The following is a 20,897-nucleotide window of genomic DNA, read 5'->3' as shown; positions in this document are numbered from 1 at the left end:
GTTTCTGGTGTTGTTAATCACCTGGTGGTTGGCTTCTGTTGGGGTCATTGTGCCGCGAGCGATTTTAGCTACGGATGCCCGCAACTTTAACGAATAACAAACAGAAGGACATTAACAGTGAAAAAACAATATCTGGCGCGCAGTATCATGGCGGCGCTATTACTTTCACCACTGCACAGTGTTTACAGCGCAGAAAGAGAGTTGGAGCATCGCTCTTATATTCCCTGGAAATACAAAGAGCTTAATGCTGTGCAATATGGCAGCTGGTCTTATGCTGAAAAGGTCTATACAGCCGATATTAATGGTGATGGCAACGCAGACATAGTGCGCCTGAATCCAGAAACAACCGTAGATGCACTGAAAGTTTTTTTAAGTAAAGCGACGCGGCAAAACCCCGGCAGGATAGGTGCCACGCCTTTATCTACTGATGAGTCTATTTACAAAAGCGGCTATGTCGACTTTGTCCGGCCAGGGTGGAGTGCACAAGCCCGTTCCGGGATCAATATCTTCAACGGTGAGGATATCTCTTTATACATTGGTAACTTTGATCACAAACGGGGAGAGGATCTTTTGCGCCAGGAGCGCTCAGAAAACTGGGGGCACGATGAATTCTTGTCCGCTAATATTCATAGTGGATTTACTACCGACGGCTCCAGTATGCACTTTACGACCGGTCAGGAGCTAAGCGATCTATATAATGGTTATAAAGGTAATGATGTCTTTGTTGGGGATTTTAACGGCGACGGTCTGGATGACATTCTGCGCACTGAATCAGGTGATCTGGCTGAACACATAGGCCTGAACGTGACGGTGGCGTATAACAGTCGGGGCCAGATAGGCGCGATGAAAAATCTCACTATGAGTGACGACAGCGACAACACCGAAGATCGGCCCGGCCGACTATTTCCCAACGATAAGTCTTTTGTTCGGGTAGCGGATTTTAACGGCGATGGCCTGAGCGATATCCTCCGCTGGAATAAAGAAGAGACAATCGACGGGGTAGATGACAATAGTGATACTGAGCCACAAATCGACATCTGGTTTGGTTTGCCGAACAACGAGGGCCGCTTCAAACGCAGCAAAATTTATATCGACAGTGATGACAATCATCTGAAAACGCGCAGTGACGATGAACTCAAGGATAAGATGCAGGATGTTGAGTTTTTCAATCTGCGCACCGGGGACTTTAACGGTGACGGCAGCGACGATATTGTGTACTTCTCGGGGTACAGCTATACCGTGTTGCTTAGCCGAGCCGTGAGAACTCAGAAGCAGCATAACCAGACGCAGGTAATCACAGAGAATATAGCTTTGTTCAGCAAGTCTCAGCTTGAAACCGCTGATAAGACCATTTTTGACGGCAAGCAGGTTGGCATTGGAGACTTTAACAATGACAAGCGAGATGACATTGCAATCTGGAATGGCGTTCCATTTATTCTTTACTCTACTCAGCCTCAACAACAGGAGCAGGATGCCGAACTGAAGAAGATTCAGTTCGTGGGTGTACACCACATGAAAACCATGACTCAGGATGGGCAGATCAACAGCCATTTCAGTGGTCATGCAAATACATATAAAGATATGAAAGTGGCTGACTTTTCCGGGGATGGCTATCCGGATCTGTTAATGATCCCAAACTCTGGAGACTCGGCATTCGTCTATATTACGCCACCCTATAACCCGCTAACTAACGTACAGTTCTCGCAACATAATGCTGTTTCAGTCACTCAGGATGTCAATTTTAAGCAAAAGAACTTTGTGTTCTATAACGATGGTAATCAAATCAAATATACAGTGAGAGGTGATGCTGGCTGGCAGGAGGCCAAAACACTACCCCTTTACCGTAAACGCAACGATCCGCGCTGTCAGAATGATTTGCCTGCCGGTGGGCGCTTTTTAACCGCTGCAGATTTTCCTAATCCTGACAGTGGTGAAAGCCTGCACGTAAAACCTGTGTGTAATGCACCATACGGCGGCGAGCAGTTTGATGTCACCACGGATGGCAATTACCTTTATTTATACAGGGCTTACCAGAATAACGTCATTGTAGAGCGGTTTACTTACTCGGATGTGGCCGAAGAAGTGCAGCGTCTGGTCGAATCTCGGTATAAAGCCGCACAAAAGCGCTTTGACAGCACGATTAGGGTCATCAGCGATCCGTCTCAGAATCAGAACTTTGCTAACAGCGATATCATAGATACTTCCGATGCGTTCGGAGATCTGTTTTATGAACCAGCCTTTGAGGTGCCGTTTGCGCTGTATAATGGGCAAAGTTGTGACGTTGGCAGCGTCAGTGCAACAACATCGGGAACTGGTCAAAGTGCACAGCGATTGCTGCTGTCGACTAGCTGTAAAAACAGTGCTCAGCTGCGCATTTCTTCGGTGAAAAAAGGAGAGGACAAACTGTTCGATACCACTGATTTTGACTATGTCAATGAACAGGGAGAGACAGAGTCATTCTCTTGGTATCAGCAGGTTCAGGCAGGCACCAGAGGCACAGTGCAGGCCCTGGATAGTATTACTGTGAATGCAACGGTGACAAACACTGAATCACAAAAGCGAGTGGTGCTTGATGAAGAGCTTATTGTAGCGACAACTACATTGGCATCTGGCCAGAAGCGGGTCAGTACCTTACATTACCCGTTGACCAAAACGGGTGGGTTTCGAGATACGTCGGATGCCGTAAGGCCGGCCTATACATTGCGACCTTTCGAAGTGGTCGATTTTAGCTCTGCCCCGCGACTGACATACGCCAGTGATGGCCTAGTTCATATGTACTGGCGCGGCGGGCATTTGTTCAGAGACGATCGAACCAATATTCTGATGGAAAGTGTCTTAGACCCGGGTCTGTATAGACGTTCTGATAAACTTGCTATGTCATGGGGCGCTCAGAATCGTACACCAGAGCAAAGGTTACCTCTGGACTATCGATGGGTAATGGATTGGCGTGCCAATTCTCCGCGAACCTGGAACAATAATCAGGTTTATATCTATACCCCTAAATTTGGTACTTATTACAGTCAAGGTGACAAAACGCTTGAAGGATTGAGCCTGGCTCCAATCGTATTTGAAAATGGCCGCTTGATTGACCAAAATGGCGAAAAAGCGGGTATTTTGTATCGCGAGTTCTTAGAGCTGCAACAGCAATACAATGGCAAGTACCAGTTTGCTGCAAGTGATATTGCGCTTTACCGCTTAACTGCTGAATTTGATCAACGTATCACTGCAGATGCCAGCCTGATTGGGTTTATTGAAGGGGCTCCACCGGTTCCAAAAGAAAATCTGGGCCGGGATCAAAATGGTAAATGGGGTTACTCAGGTGCGACCAACGCTGCTATTAATATAGATAATGGTGTCACTTACAGTCTGGATGTGGATCAAAGTGCTGGTGCAAGTGTTGCGGGCAGACTGACATTGGGCGGGAAAAACCCGTTTGTCAGTCAAAAAATAGATATTACCGCTGAGTTCAGAGCGGGGGCTATTTTTGGCGGCGATAAGGAATACAGCCTCTCGGACAGCTTGCAACGTCAATCACTACTGACCGGCACGCCACCTAGCGAAGCTTGCGATGCCGATTCTAATCCCTGGGCTGACAATTGTATTGGTACTGCTGAGGACGGCAGCGTGACAGAGTTGTGGCAACCACATAATGAAGGCGCTTTGTTTGTATCTACTTTGTCAGCTGACCGCTACGCGCTATATAACCCTCGCAATAATAAACTGATTGGTTATGCCCTTGATTTTAGCTCTGCTATTCAGGATGAGGCGCCGGTTAAATTTAAGATAAACCCTAGTTATCAGCTGGCGGGCTCTTTGGATGGCTATGTTGGTGATGTCAAAGTTTCTGACGGTCAGTCCTATTTCAACCCTGGTCAGGAAGTAGCCTGGTTACTCAAGTATAAACGTCAAAGTGAAGAGTTATTGAAGCGTTACGGTCAGTCTGAGTTTTCAGCAGACAACGAAAGTGCCCAAGGGTTTGCTCTGGATAAGTTGTTAACTGCCAAAGTGAGTGTAACGGATGGGGCATTCTTGTCGACCGACAGTACGGCCGCCAGCGCAATAACGGATTACCTCGGATATGATCTGGAGTTTAATGCCGGCGTTAGTTGGGACGTGGAAATTGAGCTGACGGGCGCGGGTTGGGGCGCTTCTGCCGGTGGCTATTATGCTCGGACCTATAAGCATACAAAAGGCAGCAACAGCGAAATTAATTTTGCCATTGATATCGACAATACCATTGCCAGTGAGGTGCAGGATGGAGACAACAACACCTTGCCTGGTGCTGTCGATGCTTACACTGTGAGAAGTTACTTCTTACCAGCCAGCGTAGACAACTACTATGACCTGATAGACTTAGTTGTGGACCCGTCTATGCTTGGCCGGGAAGATGCCGTACATGCCAGTGATATCAGGGCGCTGCGGATCCTCAAGCAGATCCAGGATAAAGCCAAAAATACCGGTAACCCGGCAAAAGTATGGCGTGTGGTGCACCGCGTTGATGGTGTCAGCAGACCAATTCATAACCCAATGGGGCAATAACCTGCAACACAAGGCCCCACCAACTCAGTTGGCGGGGCTTGGACAATAGGAGCTGATATGAAATCCATACATTGTACCGTGCTTTTTTCCGTCTTTTTGTCATTGCACATGGTACCAGGGTGGGCCAAGTCCGGGATTGTGCCTGACAAAGAGGTTATTGGCTTTGCGAACAGCAGTGTGTTTGTTGCTTCACCGCTGGACGAAACAGTTCAGGTACACAGCCATAACACACTCAAACTCATTCGAACTGTTCCGATTACGCCTAATCTGGGAGAGCGGCTAATAGCATGCCAGAAATATCAGAGTGAACAAGTACTGGTCATCGCAATGTTGCTGGAGCAAGGAAAGCTGCACTTTCAGGATGACACGCGGCTAACCAGTGTTCCTTTTCCTGCTGAGCGCCTGATCGCGGGGTTATGTGGCAACCTGGATGCTGACATAGCGCCTGATACCGTTTTACTGAGCGAGACTAAAGGTAAGTATATGCTTCACCTGGTGCGTCAAAGCGATTATGAAGACCAAAACAGCTGGCAAAGCCTCACGCTTGATCTGGCACCCGGCAACTATACGCTGCGTGCTGAGTTTTCTCTCAGCTCGGCGCAGTCCATCACAATACTTGATGACGACCACCAATTGGTGCAGCAGATTTTTGCGCATCAGTTTCTGCCCGGCTTTAAATATCAGAAAAAGGACTTCTCGACATCCTGGCAACAATACACCGGTATGAACCGCGGCGCAGCAAAACTGCTGTGGAATGCCGGTGCCCGTAGTCTGGCAAAATTGGATCTTTATGTTAGATCTGTCTCAGAGCCTATTGATTTTCATGACACAAAAGCAGAAAAAAAGGTCGGTTCTATCCTGACAAATCTGAGTGTCAATCAGAGCCAGCAAGCGGTTAGAGACTTAACCCAAGTATATATTAACTGGAAGCGGGGTAGTAACTACTAAACACCTAGTGGCCTGTCATGCAAAGATTGCGAAAGAGACTATCCTGCTATATCGGATGGCCTCTTTCGTGCCTTTTATTTATACAAGTGAGACAATTCGGCCGGAACATGAGTCGAGATATTAGCGACCCGCTCTGTGGTGGTATCTATCCCTACAAACGTAGTTGTGTCATTCCCTGGTACGCACAATGTGGTTGTGATGGGGCCGGTTGCCTGATTGGCCTGGGTAAAATTCACCCGAGCAATACTGGAGGCACTGGTGTTGAGTACCGCCAGGTTCATACAACCTGCCATCATAGGAAATTTCACGCCGTCTTGCTTGGTATTGTAAGGCAGACGGGCCAGCTCAAAACCCAGGTTGTTGGCATTTTTGGTTGTTTGCATACTGGCGCGCCCGTAATTGGCAATCTGATGCGAGGAGCGACCATAGACATTTAATGTTGCTGTAGGTTGTGCATTGTCTAAAAAGTAAAAGTGCACATTACTGGACGGGATGAGTACTGTTGAAGTTTGCTCCTGCGAGTTCACATACATCCAGCTTGAAATCTGCTGCATGGATTTATGCATCGATGCTCTTCCCCAGTGTATGTTTGACAGGGTAACCGCACCGCTCATATTTTCAATTGTACAGGCGGTTTCACTATACAAGATTGTGCATGTACCGCCGTTGTTTTGATACTGATAATCCAGTACTACCTGAAATGAAAAAGCATTCTGGCCCATGATTGGCATAGGTACAGAGTGATTGGTGCCATCTGTGGTCGCAGCGAGTTTAAAGGTAATGTCCTGACCTGCGTTCGCGTTGAATCCGAATGTTAAAGAAGAAGCTAAGGCAAGGCTTAGCGCAGCTTTTGTGAAGTTCATTACTTATCCTTAATTTTGTGTTCCAAAGTACTTATCTTTCGACGGTCAGCAACAGCAAGTAAACCTGCCTGTAGGTGACTTACAACGCATGTTTTAGGCATTCGTATGCTTCAATCAATAATTACACTTGGAGGATTTTTGAAACAACAAGTTAACAGCTTGGAGTGGTTTCTACAACAAGACAGTGAGATTTCGGTATAGCGCGAGACAATCCATATTGGTTGCACATTGTCGTTGTATAAGTATCAGGACAATGACGTTATCACCTCTGAAAAACGATAAGTGAGCACTCTGATGAATATAAAAAAACTTGCTCTGTATGGCGCACTGCTGATGCCGGTGTACTCATGGGCTAATTGTACGGGGATCAATCGGGCAGATATGTCGGTTGAATATGGCGCAACGGAAGATGGCTTCAGCTATGTTGCCGTGCATCCAGCGCATACTGAGCAGACGTTAACCGCGTCGGGTACTAAGTCTGCGGCAATGCTTGAATACAATGGCCGTTGTGAGGTGTTTGACCTCAGTGATTACAATGGTCTGGCCGTCTACTTGCCAGAATCGGGCGGTACTTTTGATGGCTCCGGCCTGGATGCTCACCAAAGAGTCACGGGCAGTGACAGCGATGACTATATTCAAACCGGTAGTGAGTATGACTTTGTCTTTTCTCATGGCGGCAACGATACGATTTTTACCCATGATGGCTATGAGTATGTCGATGGTGGCGCGGGTACAGACTGTCTGGTGGAAGGGCAGGAGGGGCCTGCCGACAGTCATGTCAAAAATATTGAATCGACTGGCTGTGCCACGTTTTTAGCGCCATCCGAGGCGTTCACTCAGGCTTATGAGCGATGCGATTCGCAGCTTAATGAATTCTCAACCTATTCATACAATGGGCTGTGGGGGATCCAGGCGATTGAGTCGGGCATTGAATTGTATATAGAGCAATATGATGACTATGTACTGGCTTACACCAAAGACTATCAGCACTGTGCCTATACCAGTGGCATACACAGCATTTCTGTTAGTTTGTCTGATGGCAATGATGTGCTGAATGCATCAGGTTCAAACCTGAACTTTACCGTGTATGGTCGTGATGGCAAAGATAGCATCATAACCGGCAGCGGGCATGATTTGCTCGTTGGTGGTGCAGATAAAGACACCATCAAAGGTGGCGCCGGCAACGACTGGATCATTGGAGATTCTTTGCTTGAGACCGATCATGATGGTATTCAGGTATATCTGGGCGGCACTGAGTCCGGCGGTAATGACGACAAGCTGTATGGTGAAGCAGGCGATGATGTGCTGTTTGGCAACAAGGGGTCGGACAGAGTTAGTGGCGGTGATGGCGACGACCTGCTGTTTGGCAACGATGGCAGTAAAGACCGTCTCTATGGTAATTCAGGCGCTGACTTGCTGGTGGATTCCGGGGGCAGCCGCTGGAATCGACGCGCCAAATTCTGGGGCGGCAGCGGTCAGGATATCATTGTCTGTGAAGGTGGACACTGCGAGCTCAATGGAGGTGGTAGCAAAGACTTCTTAGCCGCAATCTCAACCTATTCTGATATCGGATTATACGGCGGGGATGGTGGAGACATTCTGTTTGTAAGAGGCGATGAAATCCCTAAAGGTAAGGGCGGCAGTGGTAAAGATTATTGCTACAACGAATGGGGTGACAGGGATATCTGTGACTATCTGTCCAGCGTGAACAGCAAAAGTGGCTACTTTGATGACGCGGTACGCAGAGCCGCCAGAGGCATGTCATCACGCCATGAAGAGTCTTTGAATTTGGTCCGGTTTAATGAACGGACGGGGTACAGAAGCTTCAAGCAAAAAATAGCTAACCTGGTCAGCGAAGCTAAGTTTGAAAAGTGGCTTGAGAATCGCTCAACAAGTGTGTTTGATCTGTAATTGCTAAAGTAATCAGGGCGGCTATGCAGCCGCCCTGATTGCAGGTTAACTTAGCCGGCCGCCTGAAATGGCGAATTAGCAATTTTGCTGGTGGAGATTTGCTCGGTCAGGTTGGTTGCCAATGTATTCCTCGGAATATCAAACGTCTTACCATTGAGCGCACAGAGATCTAGCTTGTTCAGGTCAACACAATACACCTGTGGCGATTCATACAAACGCACATAAAACCTTTGCTGGCTCAGGTCCGATAAGGTGATGTACTGGGTGTAATCAAGCTCAGGCTTGAGTGATTTCCCTTCAGAGATTTCGCGGATCACGCCCAGTGGAATATCCACGGTATTTAAAATGTGTGCGGCCAGGTTGATGGCTTCATCTGTGCTGGCAACTGGCTTGGCATAGTTGACCATCATCGCGGCTCTGACAAACCGGTGCATGGGCAGCAGACCACCCGGCAACAAAGAGAATCCGTTACCCTGACTTTGCATGGTGATGTCGTCCAGGTTACCCGGTTGCGAGTGGTGCGACGAAACCGGTGTAACATTGGCATAATTTTTCAGGTTAGTGATATGCCACTGAAAATCCGGGTCATTCGTTAATACCCCGTACTGGTTGTTGTCGTGGATCTGAACCTGGCCGTTAATAAACTCAATCACTATGCTGTCGCCAAAGCGGTCATGAACCGGAAAGTGTTGATGAAACAGCTTATGTCTGGTCGCATCCGTTACTTGTACTTGCGCCTGCGGTTTGTCTTGCTGGCAAGCACCTTCTGCACTGTTTGGCGCCAGTCTGTCCCGCACATCCTGGCAGCTCTGGCAGGTACTCAAAATGTAGTCTATCAAGTTGGTAACCGCTAAGCCTTTGGCGGGATCGGTAACTGCCGGATAATCGGCGGCATTTTGCAACAAACAACCAATATACAAGCCCTCGGTATTAATGCCGTCTGTTGCGATAGGGCTTTTCACTGAGTCTGCAATTTGAATGTTGTAGGTTTTTGCAACTTCATCAAAATCTAACGACTGCATGGCTACAAAGCCATACTCGCCGGTCCAGGTGAACTGGCAGTGTGCTTTTGCCCACTCACTTGGCTGGCAGTCTTTACCATCGGGATCAAACAAGTTTTGCTGATAATGATGGCCGGGTTTTCTGAACATTAATGAGCGTCCTAACAGCTGAGAAAACTCCTGGCTGCGCCCTACAATGATGTCATCAAAGGTGGTTTTAATTTTGAAGTTAGTACACATATCGGATCCTTATTGTTTGTACTGTTTAAAAGATGGCCTGCTACATAGCAAAGCAGGCCGCTACCCGCACTACAGCGTCTTCATAAATTCAATGATCTGCCACTTTTCCTCGTCGCTAAACTCGGTGCCATAGCTGTGGCCAAGGTTGGAGTTACCGGGCATGATTTGGCCATTACTGGCGTTTACTCTGAACTTGTTCAGCCCTTGTGTGGTGACATAGCCCACATTGACCGGATCGAACTCACGACTGCCCACCCAAAACTCGGTGACGCGCTGCTCAGGTTTTTTCATTAACTCATAGAGATTGGGTACAGAGCCGTTATGCAGATACGGTGCCGTTGCCCAAATACCATTGAGCGGGCGACCTTTGTACACCGCGCCGTCAAGCTTCCCATCAACACAATCGGACTCTACCGCGTCGGCACGCTTTCCTCGCGCTTTCAGGTGTTGCATCACCAGGTTTTCCAGCTCTTTAACCACCGATATTTTTTGCCCGTCAGCACCGGTTCTTTCAGGAATATTGCCAGCCTTCAGGGCTGTGGGTAAGTCTTTCAACACCAGACCGACTACCCCATTGACCGGCACATCGATGGCGTTGTCGACGGCCTGGAACTTACTGCCTATCAGAATACGTTCTTTGGTGCCCTCTAAAATCAGCGTTTTAGCCATATGGCAGGAAGCGTTATTGGCCGTTACCGGATCGGTGCCCAGCTCAGAAACCAGGGTTTGATTGGCAATATAATCCAGGTGTTCTTTTTCGCGGGGGATCAACTGGTGGCAGCTGGCACAGGCTTGTTTATAGAGCAGCTCACCTTTGGCCGCTTTTTGCGTATCTATGGCGGGCAGGTATTCAACCGGCCACTGAGGTGACCTCAAAGTTTTAACCCAGGACTCAAGATAGCCCAGCCCAATCATGTCGACGGTTGAGCTGTAACGGAACTTTTTACCCCAAACGCGTTGCCAGAAGGGCGCTTTCTCTATCTGCAATTCGCCAAATACGCCAACGACCTCGCCAATATTGCGCACCAAGGGGCCGACAATGGGAGTATTCGGGGCGGAGGCGTTCCACTGCACCACGTCTGACTGGTGGGTACCCCACAAAAACGGATAAGACACGGGCCCGGTTGGGGTGTTTTTGTTGCTAAGATCGTTGAGCGCAAATGCCGTACCGGCATTTTGAATATTGCCAAATGCATCTAAGCGGGCGTAGCTGGTAAAGTCTTTCGGGTAGTCATCTGGCAGGGCGTTGACGGCCTGTCTTTGCGCTGTTTGCAGTGCAACCTGTTGCAATCGCTGCTTGAGACTGGCACTGCTGCTATTGCTGTATTTAGAACCCAGTACATTGCGAGCAAAGCGCTCGAACTTTGCGTCGTCTTGTAGTGTATTGTTCAGGGCCGCAACCAGGCGGTCGAAAAACAGCACGAAGTTGGCCAGCGTCGGCGCGCCTTCGACCAGCATCTTGGTACCTTTGTAATCAATCTGGCTGGTATGACAAGCCGCACAGGTCATGCCAACCCAGTTTTCACCGGTTTTTTGGTTACTGTGCAGGGCAAAGCCAATGGGCAGTCCCCCGGGGTTACGCTCGCTTGCCTTGCTGGGCAGATAACGCAAGAACTCCATGTGCTCGCTGTGGCGAAACAGTTGCTGGTTGTCGGCCTGTTCGAGCCAGACAAACCAGGTGTAGGGAATGATCTGCGAGCCTTGTCCGGTAAACCAGAAATCTTCGCGGATCTTGTCGCTCCAGCCCTGATCTAACCATACCCTGTTAGGCACATCGCCATGCTCAGGGGTCACATCTATCGGATCAGCGGGTGCTGTATGACGGTTGGTTGTACAGCCAACTAAGACCAGCAGGCTGGCTGCGCTTAGGGCTGCGATAACAGGTAACTTGCTCATTGGGTTTTCCTTGCGCTCAGAGAGATACAAAAGAGTAGTGGCAGGGCGAGCGTTTGGCTATTACATGAAGTTACATGTCAGGTGTGTTATCTGTTGTGGTTTAAAGGGAGCGTGGGGTTTGCGGCTGCGTTTATCTTAGCAGCCATTTACGGAGCACTTTTAACACCCTGTCCCGGTGTTTGAGCACAAAACGATTTTTCGGCAGCCAGCTGCTTGAGTACAACACCGTTTTGGCTTTCGAGAAAGTTAAAAACCCTTCGTAACCATGATAATGGCCCATACCCGAATGGCCTATCCCGCCAAAGGGCGCATCGTCTGCGACCACATGCATGGTGGTATCGTTAATGCTTATCCCGCCGCTGTGGGTGTGGTTGATAAGGCGGTCAATCAAGGTCGGGTTGTTTGACATAATGTACAGGGCCAGCGGGCGAGGACGCTCCGTGATATACGCGATTACCTCATCTAAGCTTTCATAGCTCATAACGGGCAATAAAGAGCCGAATATCTCTTCTTTGAGCACCGCCATATCGTCGCTGAGGTTAGTCAGCAAGTGCGGGTAAACGCGTTTTTCGTCACCCGGCTCTGGTGCTTTGACCGCATGCACTTCGGCACCTTTGGCCTTTGCATCATCCAGTAATTGCATTAAGCGAGTGTGCTGGCGCTGTGAAATAATATGGCTTTGCTGATTGCGATTGTTGCTGGTGAGGTGGTATTCGCTGTAGCGCGCAATAAAAGTTTCAATAAAAGTGTCCAGACGCGATGTCGGCACAAAAATATAATCCGGCGCAACGCAGATCTGCCCTGAATTGATGGACTTGCCCATGATCACCGCATCTACGGCAATCTTCATGTCGATTTGCTCGTCGATAATGGTTGGTGACTTACCCCCCAGCTCCAGGGTAATGGGCGTGAGGTTATCGGCAGCGGCTTTGGCAACTTGCTTACCAACGGCGGTAGATCCTGTGAATATCAGATGATCGAACGCCAATGCAGAGAATGCCGCGCCAATCTCTGCATCGCCTTCTACCACGTGCACATGATCGCTGATGTCTTCAACAATGGTGCGCAGCACCTGGTTGGCGTGGGGCGTAAACTCACTCATTTTGATCATCACCCGATTGCCTGCGGCCAGCGCCTGAATAGTCGGGCCCAGCGCAAGGTAGAACGGAAAATTCCAGGGCGTGACAACGCCAACAACGCCAAGAGGTTGATAATGCACCTTTACTTTAGAAGGGGCGAGCATCAGCCCGGCGTGGCGCTTGGAAGGCTGCATCCATTTTTTCAGGTGTTTAATGGCATACTTGATGGCAGCTATGGTTGGCATGATGTCGGCAAAAAAGGTATCGAATTCACTGCGGTAGCCGTAATCTTTCGATAATGCCTGGTAAACCTGTTGTTCGTGATTGATCAGCGACCGTTTGAGTTTTTTGAGCACCGCCACACGCTGCGCATGGTCCGGCGCAGGATCGCGGCGATAGGCCGACTGCATTGCCTGAAAATTCATCGTTAGCAGCGTTTGTTCAGATACTGTGCTCATATCGCTCATTGTGAGAGGCCTTTTTGTCTTGGTTGTTGGCAAAACGGTTTACCTGATAATAACCCTGATCTGCAGGTGTGTGAATAAAAGCTCTAAAATTGCTCAAAAATAGTTTCTTTCCCTGCTGTTTACTGAGTGAGTTTTTGCCCGCAACTCTGAACAAAATGGGTAAACTGTACGTAATATAGGAAGAAGCCCAAATACAGGAGTGAAGTGTTGAACAATAAATCGCGTCGTGTTCCAGCCAGTCGCCTGAGCAGGCTGGCCCATTTTGGTGGCCTGGCAGGTAAAGTGGCATCCAATGTGATGATTGCCGGTGCCAAACAAGCTTTGAGTGGTCAAAAATCCAGTCGCACTGAGTTACTGCTGCAACCGGGCAACATTAATGCGGTCGCTGAAAAACTGTCTCATTTACGTGGAGCGGCGATGAAGCTGGGCCAATTACTGTCGATGGATGCCGGTGAGCTGCTGCCCCCTGAGTTGTCGGCTTTGCTTGCGCGCCTCAGAGCCGATGCCGCGCCTATGCCACACAAACAGCTGGTTGCCACCTTTGCTAAAGAACTGGGTCCCGACTGGCTGGATAAATTCAGCCACATTGAGCTGAACAGCTTTGCTCGTGCCTCGATAGGGCAAGTACATAAAGCCACCTCTGAGCAGGGTCAGAATCTGGCCATCAAAGTGCAATATCCGGGGGTTGCCGACAGCATTCACAGTGACGTTGATAACGTGGTAAGCCTGATTAAGCTCAGCGGATTGTTGCCAAAAACACTAAACATTCAGCCACTGGTTGAAGAGGCCAAACTACAGCTACTGGCAGAAACCGACTACCTCCTTGAAGCAAGTGCCCTCAATGGGTTTGCACAGGCACTGGCAGATAACCCGCATTTTAAGGTACCGGGCAGCTATCCATCACTCAGTACTCGACATTTGCTGACTATGGAGTTCGTCGAGGGAGAGCCGATGGAAAACATGGTGACCTTGCCACAGCAGACTCGGGACGAGCTGGCGTTTCGGTTGATTGAACTGTTTTTCATCGAGATGTTTGAGTTGGGCATGATACAGACAGACCCGAACCTGGCCAACTATCAGTACAATCGAGCAAGTGGGCAGATTGTACTGCTCGACTTTGGGGCAACCAGAACCATTTCACCCGAGTTGCGTCAGGGCTATAAAAAGCTGCTCAGGGCCGGGGCCGAACAAAACCGCGAGGCACTGAAACAAGCGGCCTGTGAAATAGGCTACTTTGCCGATGACATCGACGCGCACTATCAGCAGGCGGTGTTGTCTTTGTTCGACCTGGCTATATCGCCTCTAAGAGCCTCTACGGCGTTTGATTTTGCCGCCAGTGGGCTCGCCAAGCAGATCAGTGAGCAGGGCAGGCAACTGAGTATGCAATCCAGGCAGTGGCATACGCCGCCGGTAGATGCCTTGTTTATTCATCGTAAGCTGGCGGGGTTGTATTTAATCGCTGCCAGGCTAAAGGCACGGATTGACCTCAGGCCATTATTGAGATTGATATCTGATTGACGTACTTAAGCCAATGACTCGTAATAAGTCATTGAACTTAGTATAGGCCCGTTATATAGTCTAAAAACTCAAAAAGGGTACACAACTTAATAACAAAGGAGTCTGTTATGTTTAAAAATTTGTTAGGTGCAGCCTTGGTGCTGTCTTCATTTACGTCTTTGGCAGCAACCGATATCGGGCATGGTACGCTTGTAGGCGTAAAGGTATACGACTTTGCGAACGACAAAACAATTCGCCTTTACTTCGGTAGCGATGTGCAGCACGAACTTCCTGGCTGTAACAAAACCGCAACCATCACCTACAGTCAACACAGTGCTGATAAAATGGATCATTTTTTAAGTCTGGCTTTGTCTGCCTATATGTCAGGTAAGAAAGTGCGTCTGACCTCGGCTTCAGATACTTGCGAAGTGAGCCTGATCTCACTACAGGAAACGCGATACTAGAAAACAAACGTCATACCATACTAAGCCGTATGTGATGCACTTAATCAATGAATTAAATGGCGCCTATTTTTGGCGCTATTTTTTTCACACGCATTTCACAGCTTAAAGCACATGCTGAACCCTCGATTATTTATTGAGGGATTCAGACATGGCTTTGTCACTTGAGGTCAGTGGCCTTTCACACACAATCAAACTGCACAAGGGTTCAAACCTGACGTTGCTTGATAATTTGGACTTGCGCCTGGATGCAGGCGAGCATATCGCCATCGTCGGGGCTTCGGGGTGTGGTAAGTCGACTTTACTGTCATTGCTGGCCGGGCTGACGCCTTATCAGTCCGGACAGGTGTGTTATCGACGGGATAACCAGACACTGCCCCCCGCCGGGATACTGGCTCAAAGTGGCTTTGTGTTTCAGCAATTTCACCTCTTACCTGAGTTAAACGCGCTGGAGAATGTGGCGCTGCCTTTGCAGCTCAGAGGCGAGCGGGATGCCGAGCGCAAAGCGACTGACTGGCTAACACACATGGGGCTGGCCGAGCGGCTCAAAGACAGCATCAGTCAGTTAAGTGGCGGTGAGCAGCAAAGGGTCGCGATTGCCCGTGCTTTGTGTGTGAGCCCGCAAATACTGTTTGCAGATGAACCGACGGGCAACCTGGATGAAACCACCGCCGAGCATGTGATGAGTCTGATGCTCAAAGGTGCCAGAGAAAGTGGCGCAGCTATGCTGCTGGTGACGCATGATATGGCACTAGCACGGCGGATGGACAAGGCTTATCGTCTGAGCCAGGGGAGGCTGATGTTATGTCATTAGCACACACCCAGCGTTTTAGCTCTGAGTGCCCTCACACGCTAACACCTTACAATGCGTTGATTGTTTTTACCGCCGTGCTGTGGCGCCAGGTGCTGCAAGGCAAATACTGGCTGACGTTGTGCGCGCTGTGCCTGTTGTTTTTTTATTTGCTGCTCAGCAGCTTGCTGGGCCAGGGAATTGAGCGGTTCCTGGCGCACAATCTGCAAGCCACGTTAGGCGCAGATACACAGGTCACAGTAAGACGGGACTGGCAGCAATCTGAACTCGAGTGGATCCGCTCGCATGGTCGGGCCTACAGCTTGCAATCTCAGTATCGTGTTACAGTGAGTCACCGGGAGCGGCATCAGCAGGTGCAGCTTAAAGCCGTTGATAATGACTATCCGTTACAAGGGGATATTCATATCAGTCTCAGTAAAGGGCTTAATACAAAGCCTGTTAAAACAGGGCCGCAGCCCGGGGAGATCTGGCTGGAGCCTAGGCTAGCCGCAGCACTGGCGGCAGAGCTGGGCGACACCATTACACTTGGCGAAACACAACTGCGCGTCGGTGCCTTGTTGTTGCTAGAGCCGGATCGAGTGCTTGAGGGGCTTGGCAGTGATATGCGCGCCATGGTGTCTGAGTCCAGCCTGAGCGCAGCCAAGTTGACGCCGCACCTGAACAGAGCACTGATGCTACATAACGCATTGTCCAAAAGCAGCATAACCCAGTTTCAGTCGGCTTCACCGACAGCGCAGGTGATCAGTAAATCCCTGAATAACTATCCTCTGGCCAAAGTCTGGGCGCGGGTGCAGAACTTTCTCGGGCTGCTGAGTATGATCATCGTGTTACTCAGCGTGCTGATCCTGTGGTTGTGCAGTCAGGTGCAAACTCAGCCCCTGAAAAAAAGCGTGTCGGTGATGCTGGCCTGTGGCATGCCACGCAAATGGTTGCCCTTGCTGGCAATTCATGGCGGGGTGATGATCCTGCTACTGAGCTTACTGCCGGCGCTGGTGCTGGCGTTACTGGCAGGCTACGGGGTCAGCCATCTGGCGCAGGGGTATATCGAAGGTTTTGCCCTGCAATGGCAATGGCGAGATCTGCTGGCCGCCTGCACTTTGGCCGTCACCGTCTACTTTTTTATTGCTCTGCCTGTATGGCTGTCATTGCTACAAGGGGATATTCGCCTGCTACTGGCGCAACGCACAGAGCAAGGGCGCTGGCATTGGCTGGCAATGCTTAGCCCGGCAGCGCTGCTGGCAGCCCTGATAATGTATTATACCGATAACTGGTTGCTCAGTGGCATGTTATTGGGCGGACTGGGTATCTGCATATTGCTGGTGTTTTTTGTTACCTGGCTGGTGCTTCGTTTTGGGGCTTATCTGATGCCAAAGTCCTGGACCCTGGCGCGCTTTAGCGTACTTTTACTGCGCAAACGCATGGTGGTGAAACTGGTGCAAATGACAGCACTGGGCCTGAGCGTCACCTTACTCTTGCTGTGCATCAGTATGGGGCGGGATGTGACCAATATGCTGGAACTTTACCTTTATCAGAATCAAGGCAATGTGTTTGTAAGCAGGGCCGATGATGAGCAAAAAGAAGCGCTAGCGTCCTTTGTGGCGCGCCACCAGGGAAGCATTAAAGAAATGAAGCCGTTTCAGCTGGCTCAGGTCACGCACATTAATGGCACCGCACTTCAAGCGCGGGACGTGCAGCCCAGCGATTCCTTGCGTCGTTTGATGCAGCCCGTTAATCTGCATTGGCATGCTCAAGCGCCGAACAATGTTCGGATCGCAGAGGGCTCCTGGGCTGCCAGTTCATCCCGGATTGGCGTTTCTGTTGACCACGAAGTATTTGTTGAAATGGCACTGGCGCTGGGTGATACCGTGCAGTTTTTTGTCGGCAATGACGTTGTTGAGGCTAGGATCACAGCGGTTCATCAGTTTAAACCCGGTGGCAGCTCAGTCACCTTTTGGTTTGTGCTACAGCAAAACAGCGCCCCCAGTTTGCGCGAGCCAATCTACCATATGGGCAGTATTGCACTTGATGCGCAAGGAGTGGGGGCTATTGGTGAATTGTGGCGTGCGCACCCTCAGCTACGTCTGGTTACAGTAGACGCCCTGCTGGAGAAGATCCGTACGCAAGTGCAGGCATTGATTGGACTGGTGATCAGTTACGGCGCATTTATCGCGCTGCTCAGTAATTTGCTGATGGTGGCGGCTGTTCAGACCCATATGAAAAAAGATCAGGCTCGCAATGGCTTGCTACTGAGCTTTGGCCTGTCACCCGCACAGGGCTTGAAGATCCTCACTATTGAATGGCTGATAGTGACTATGATCCCGGCTTTTTGCGCATTTGGGGCAATTTATAGCTTTATCGACGCATTTTATCGGCAGAATCTGGCCATGCCTTACCCGGGCAGTGGACTGCTCATGCTCGTACATGCGCTGGCTATCGCGCTGGTGGTGGCAATCAGTGGCATTTTACTCAGCCGCAAACAACTGTGCCAAAGTAGCATGGGATTACTAAAAGAGGGCGTATAAAGCACACTAACCAGGGGCTATGGCAAACCTTGAAAAGGTCATAACCCCACAGTTAGCCACACTTGCTGACGGCTCGCTACACAAACCAACAAACTCAAATAAGCATACTACAGAATCGAGCAACGCATTCATCTAGCCTTAAGTCTCTTTATCGGGACCTGCTCAGGTTGTCTGGGCCGGAACATTATCAAATGGAAAAGGACGAAGATATGTTTGACTTAAAGGGTAAGAAAAAATCGGGATGGATGGCACTGAGCCTGATCAGTGCGGCTGTGTTGCTTGCAGGGTGTGGCAACAGCAGTGACGATCATACGCTGACAAAGCATCGGGGTGTGTGGGTGCAGCAGGGCACAGGTAACCTGTGGCAGTTCGATACCGATCATTTACGCCGTTTTCAGTACAACAGCCATGGCTGTGTGCTGGTTGAAGCACGTCCGTACAAAGAGCTGGATGCGCTCGACCAGTTCCTCGAAAGTGATAAAAATACATTGACGTTAACTACTCATGCAACCAATGACTGGGTGTTCACAAAGCAAGCCGAAATGCGCGAGCAGTGTCTGCCTAAAAATCGCCTGAGCGGTGACGATCCGGTGGCAAACTTCGAGTACCTTTGGCATATGTTTAACGACTATTATGCGTTTTTTGCGCTCAGAGACATTGACTGGCAGGCAGCTTATGCCGCATACCGGCCGCAGATCAATGCGGATACTTCACCAGAGCAGCTTGCGAGCGTTTTTGAAGCCATGCTTGAAGATTTTGATGATACGCATGTATCACTGACGGATAGCAAGCGTTTTGAGGTGTCGGGTGAAGGCAGCACGGCGCTGTACGAGGATTTAGCCTGGCTGATGCAGTTGCGTTATGCCGACGAATGGGAAGCGCATATTGGTAAGGCTTACGACGACCAGCTAAGTGAATTTGTGCGACTGACCGACTTGTATCTGACGGATAAAAAGCTGACGCGATACCCGGACAGCAACGCCCTTGGCTGGGGCAAAGTGGCAGGCAACCTGGGCTATATTCGCATTGACCGTGAGTCTGCCATGCTGGCGAATGAAGAGACGGAAGCTGATGATTTCTTGGCGGTTATTTCGCAAGCAAAGCAAGATATTGAAGATACCCAAACGTTAATGCGAGAAGTGATGAAAGACCTTGCTGACAGCGACGGCATCATCATTGATTTACGGGTAAACGACGGAGGATTTGACGGCGTTTCACTGGAGATTGCACGATTTTTTAACGATCAGGCACAAACCGTGGCCTATAAGCAGATCGACAATAGCTATTACCAGCAGGAGAAACAGGCGCTAACTTTGCAAGCCGCGCCCGATCAGGCTTACACCAAGCCCGTTTATGTGCTCACCGGCGAGCTGGCTTACAGCGCAGGTGAAGTCCTGACTCAGGCACTTAAATCCTTGTCTCATGTGACCCTGATTGGTGGCGCGACCAATGGTGCGGTGTCAGATGCTCTGGACTTTACGTTGCCTAATGGCTGGACAGGGTCTCTGAGTCATCAAAGCTATTCCGATCTTAACAATGTGGCACTTGAAGCCGCAGGTGTTTTGCCAGATATCGACCTTCCTGTCTATGCCAGAAAAGAACTCGAGTGGGCATCCGATAACGTGCTTGATTATGCCATTGCGGCACTTGGTGGTGTGCCCGACAGAGGCCACAGCTTCGACACCGTAGATCAGGATTTCACTGAGGACCTGACCGATATGGCTATTCCCGGCGTTACTGTGGCTGTAATTAAAGACGGCCAGATTGTCTTTGAAAAAGGCTACGGTATTGCAAACCTGGAGACCGAGCAGCCCATGACAGTGCACGCGCCAATGAATGTTGGCTCAACCAGCAAAGCGGTCATGGGAGTCGCCATCATGCAGTTGATTGAACAAGGCCGGCTGAGTCTGGATACGCCACTGTCTGAAATGAACTTGCCATTTGACCTTGTCCCGCCAAATAATGAGCGCGATATTCTGCTGCGGCATTTAGTGACACACACCTCAGGAATCGCAGACACAGCGCAATACAATTGCAGCTACTATATTCACGGTACCAACCTGTCTTTATATGCTCAGGGCGGTCGTGAGAGTTGTGAAGAGACCACGCTGACAGACTCTACCGAGTTCTATCAGGCTTACTTATTACCAGATGGCCAATACTACAGTGAAGACGTATTTATAGGAAAAGGCAGCTTACCTGCGGGCAGTGTGCATAACTACAGCAATGTGGGCGCGGGCCTGGCTGGGTATGCAGTGGAGCATCAATTGGGTATCAGCCTGGTGGATCACATGCAGCAGCAATTATTTGCGCCTTGAGTCATAACAAAACGCTCAGCACAATCAGGAGAAGTTTGGTGATACCGGATCAAATGCTGCAAATAGATATATGACGTAGTGTATGTATTTGTACCGAAATTTAAAGTAGTTTGTAGTCACATTGATGGACAAGGAAATCAACTGGTGGGAAATAAAACAGCGCAACTTGGTGTATGGCTTGTCATGCTCTGGTTAGTCAGTAGTTGCGGGGGGACGCAACACGCAGCGCCGGGTGAAATCAAGCAGCCTGAAAGCGAGCGCCGCCGGCAGATAGATTTCTTATTGGCCGATTTAGTATCGGACTTTATTCCCGGCGTGAGCGTTACAACACAAAACAGCTGATT

General features: G+C 49.6%; 13 protein-coding genes. 9 read left to right on the top strand and 4 right to left on the bottom strand.

Annotated features, from left to right (window positions below):
• The first annotated feature begins 117 nt into the window (after positions 1-117).
• Together TW77_RS09205 and TW77_RS09200 are read left to right on the top strand one after the other, a co-directional pair.
• Positions 118-4,539: an FG-GAP repeat domain-containing protein gene (locus tag TW77_RS09205; protein WP_046004682.1), complete on the top strand. Its 4,422-nt coding sequence runs from the start codon at positions 118-120 to the stop codon at positions 4,537-4,539.
• Positions 4,540-4,596: 57 nt separating this feature from the next.
• Positions 4,597-5,487: a hypothetical protein gene (locus tag TW77_RS09200; RefSeq protein ID WP_046004681.1), complete on the top strand. Its 891-nt coding sequence runs from the start codon at positions 4,597-4,599 to the stop codon at positions 5,485-5,487.
• Between the two features lie 74 nt (positions 5,488-5,561).
• Here the strand turns inward: TW77_RS09200 and TW77_RS09195 are convergent, their stop codons facing one another.
• Positions 5,562-6,350 (bottom strand): hypothetical protein, encoded by a 789-nt coding sequence (locus tag TW77_RS09195; protein WP_046004680.1) that lies wholly within the window; start codon positions 6,348-6,350, stop codon positions 5,562-5,564.
• A 294-nt stretch (positions 6,351-6,644) separates the two neighbouring features.
• Between TW77_RS09195 and TW77_RS09190 the strand changes: the two genes are divergently transcribed.
• Entirely contained in the window at positions 6,645-8,261 is a 1,617-nt protein-coding gene (locus TW77_RS09190; protein ID WP_052713125.1) for a calcium-binding protein, read from the top strand.
• Positions 8,262-8,311: 50 nt separating this feature from the next.
• Here TW77_RS09190 and TW77_RS09185 read toward each other — a convergent pair whose 3' ends face one another.
• The 3 genes from TW77_RS09185 to TW77_RS09175 all read right to left on the bottom strand — a co-directional run bounded on the left by TW77_RS09185 (position 8,312) and on the right by TW77_RS09175 (position 12,944).
• Positions 8,312-9,502: a linear amide C-N hydrolase gene (locus tag TW77_RS09185; RefSeq protein ID WP_046004679.1), complete on the bottom strand. Its 1,191-nt coding sequence runs from the start codon at positions 9,500-9,502 to the stop codon at positions 8,312-8,314.
• 69 nt (positions 9,503-9,571) lie between these two features.
• Entirely contained in the window at positions 9,572-11,398 is a 1,827-nt protein-coding gene (locus TW77_RS09180; protein WP_046004678.1) for a di-heme-cytochrome C peroxidase, read from the bottom strand.
• Between the two features lie 130 nt (positions 11,399-11,528).
• Positions 11,529-12,944, bottom strand: coding sequence for a coniferyl aldehyde dehydrogenase (locus TW77_RS09175; RefSeq protein ID WP_156158637.1), 1,416 nt, complete (start codon positions 12,942-12,944; stop codon positions 11,529-11,531).
• 207 nt (positions 12,945-13,151) lie between these two features.
• On the opposite strand from TW77_RS09175, the gene TW77_RS09170 reads away from it, so the two are divergent.
• From TW77_RS09170 to TW77_RS09145, 6 genes are all read left to right on the top strand, one after another.
• Complete coding sequence (locus TW77_RS09170; RefSeq protein WP_082078894.1) at positions 13,152-14,462, top strand: ABC1 kinase family protein; 1,311 nt, start codon at positions 13,152-13,154, stop codon at positions 14,460-14,462.
• A 107-nt stretch (positions 14,463-14,569) separates the two neighbouring features.
• Positions 14,570-14,905, top strand: coding sequence for a hypothetical protein (locus tag TW77_RS09165; RefSeq protein ID WP_046004675.1), 336 nt, complete (start codon positions 14,570-14,572; stop codon positions 14,903-14,905).
• A gap of 148 nt (positions 14,906-15,053) precedes the next feature.
• Entirely contained in the window at positions 15,054-15,716 is a 663-nt protein-coding gene (locus TW77_RS09160; RefSeq protein ID WP_046004674.1) for an ABC transporter ATP-binding protein, read from the top strand.
• Entirely contained in the window at positions 15,707-18,235 is a 2,529-nt protein-coding gene (locus TW77_RS09155) for an ABC transporter permease (RefSeq protein ID WP_046004673.1), read from the top strand. The genes TW77_RS09160 and TW77_RS09155 overlap by 10 nt, the downstream gene beginning before the upstream one ends.
• 209 nt (positions 18,236-18,444) lie before the next feature.
• Positions 18,445-20,553 (top strand): serine hydrolase, encoded by a 2,109-nt coding sequence (locus TW77_RS09150; RefSeq protein WP_162197952.1) that lies wholly within the window; start codon positions 18,445-18,447, stop codon positions 20,551-20,553.
• A 144-nt stretch (positions 20,554-20,697) separates the two neighbouring features.
• On the top strand, positions 20,698-20,895 hold the full coding sequence (locus TW77_RS09145) for a hypothetical protein (RefSeq protein ID WP_046004671.1): 198 nt from the start codon (positions 20,698-20,700) through the stop codon (positions 20,893-20,895).
• Positions 20,896-20,897: the final 2 nt, after the last annotated feature.

Origin of the sequence: Pseudoalteromonas rubra (genome assembly GCF_000967655.1) — a bacterium.
GTDB lineage: Bacteria > Pseudomonadota > Gammaproteobacteria > Enterobacterales > Alteromonadaceae > Pseudoalteromonas > Pseudoalteromonas rubra_A.
Note: the sequence above shows the minus strand (reverse complement) of the source record. Positions and strands in the feature narration are given on the sequence as shown.

Excerpts from the sequence above, each read along its gene's own strand:
- TW77_RS09190 (WP_052713125.1), top strand. The coding sequence starts at position 6,645 with ATGAATATAAAAAAACTTGCTCTGTATGGCGCACTGCTGATGCCGGTG.
- TW77_RS09165 (WP_046004675.1), top strand. The coding sequence starts at position 14,570 with ATGTTTAAAAATTTGTTAGGTGCAGCCTTGGTGCTGTCTTCATTTACG.
- TW77_RS09195 (WP_046004680.1), bottom strand. The coding sequence starts at position 6,350 with ATGAACTTCACAAAAGCTGCGCTAAGCCTTGCCTTAGCTTCTTCTTTA.
- TW77_RS09200 (WP_046004681.1), top strand. The coding sequence starts at position 4,597 with ATGAAATCCATACATTGTACCGTGCTTTTTTCCGTCTTTTTGTCATTG.
- TW77_RS09175 (WP_156158637.1), bottom strand. The coding sequence starts at position 12,944 with ATGAGCGATATGAGCACAGTATCTGAACAAACGCTGCTAACGATGAAT.
- TW77_RS09155 (WP_046004673.1), top strand. The coding sequence starts at position 15,707 with ATGTCATTAGCACACACCCAGCGTTTTAGCTCTGAGTGCCCTCACACG.
- TW77_RS09185 (WP_046004679.1), bottom strand. The coding sequence starts at position 9,502 with ATGTGTACTAACTTCAAAATTAAAACCACCTTTGATGACATCATTGTA.
- TW77_RS09160 (WP_046004674.1), top strand. The coding sequence starts at position 15,054 with ATGGCTTTGTCACTTGAGGTCAGTGGCCTTTCACACACAATCAAACTG.
- TW77_RS09150 (WP_162197952.1), top strand. The coding sequence starts at position 18,445 with ATGTTTGACTTAAAGGGTAAGAAAAAATCGGGATGGATGGCACTGAGC.
- TW77_RS09180 (WP_046004678.1), bottom strand. The coding sequence starts at position 11,398 with ATGAGCAAGTTACCTGTTATCGCAGCCCTAAGCGCAGCCAGCCTGCTG.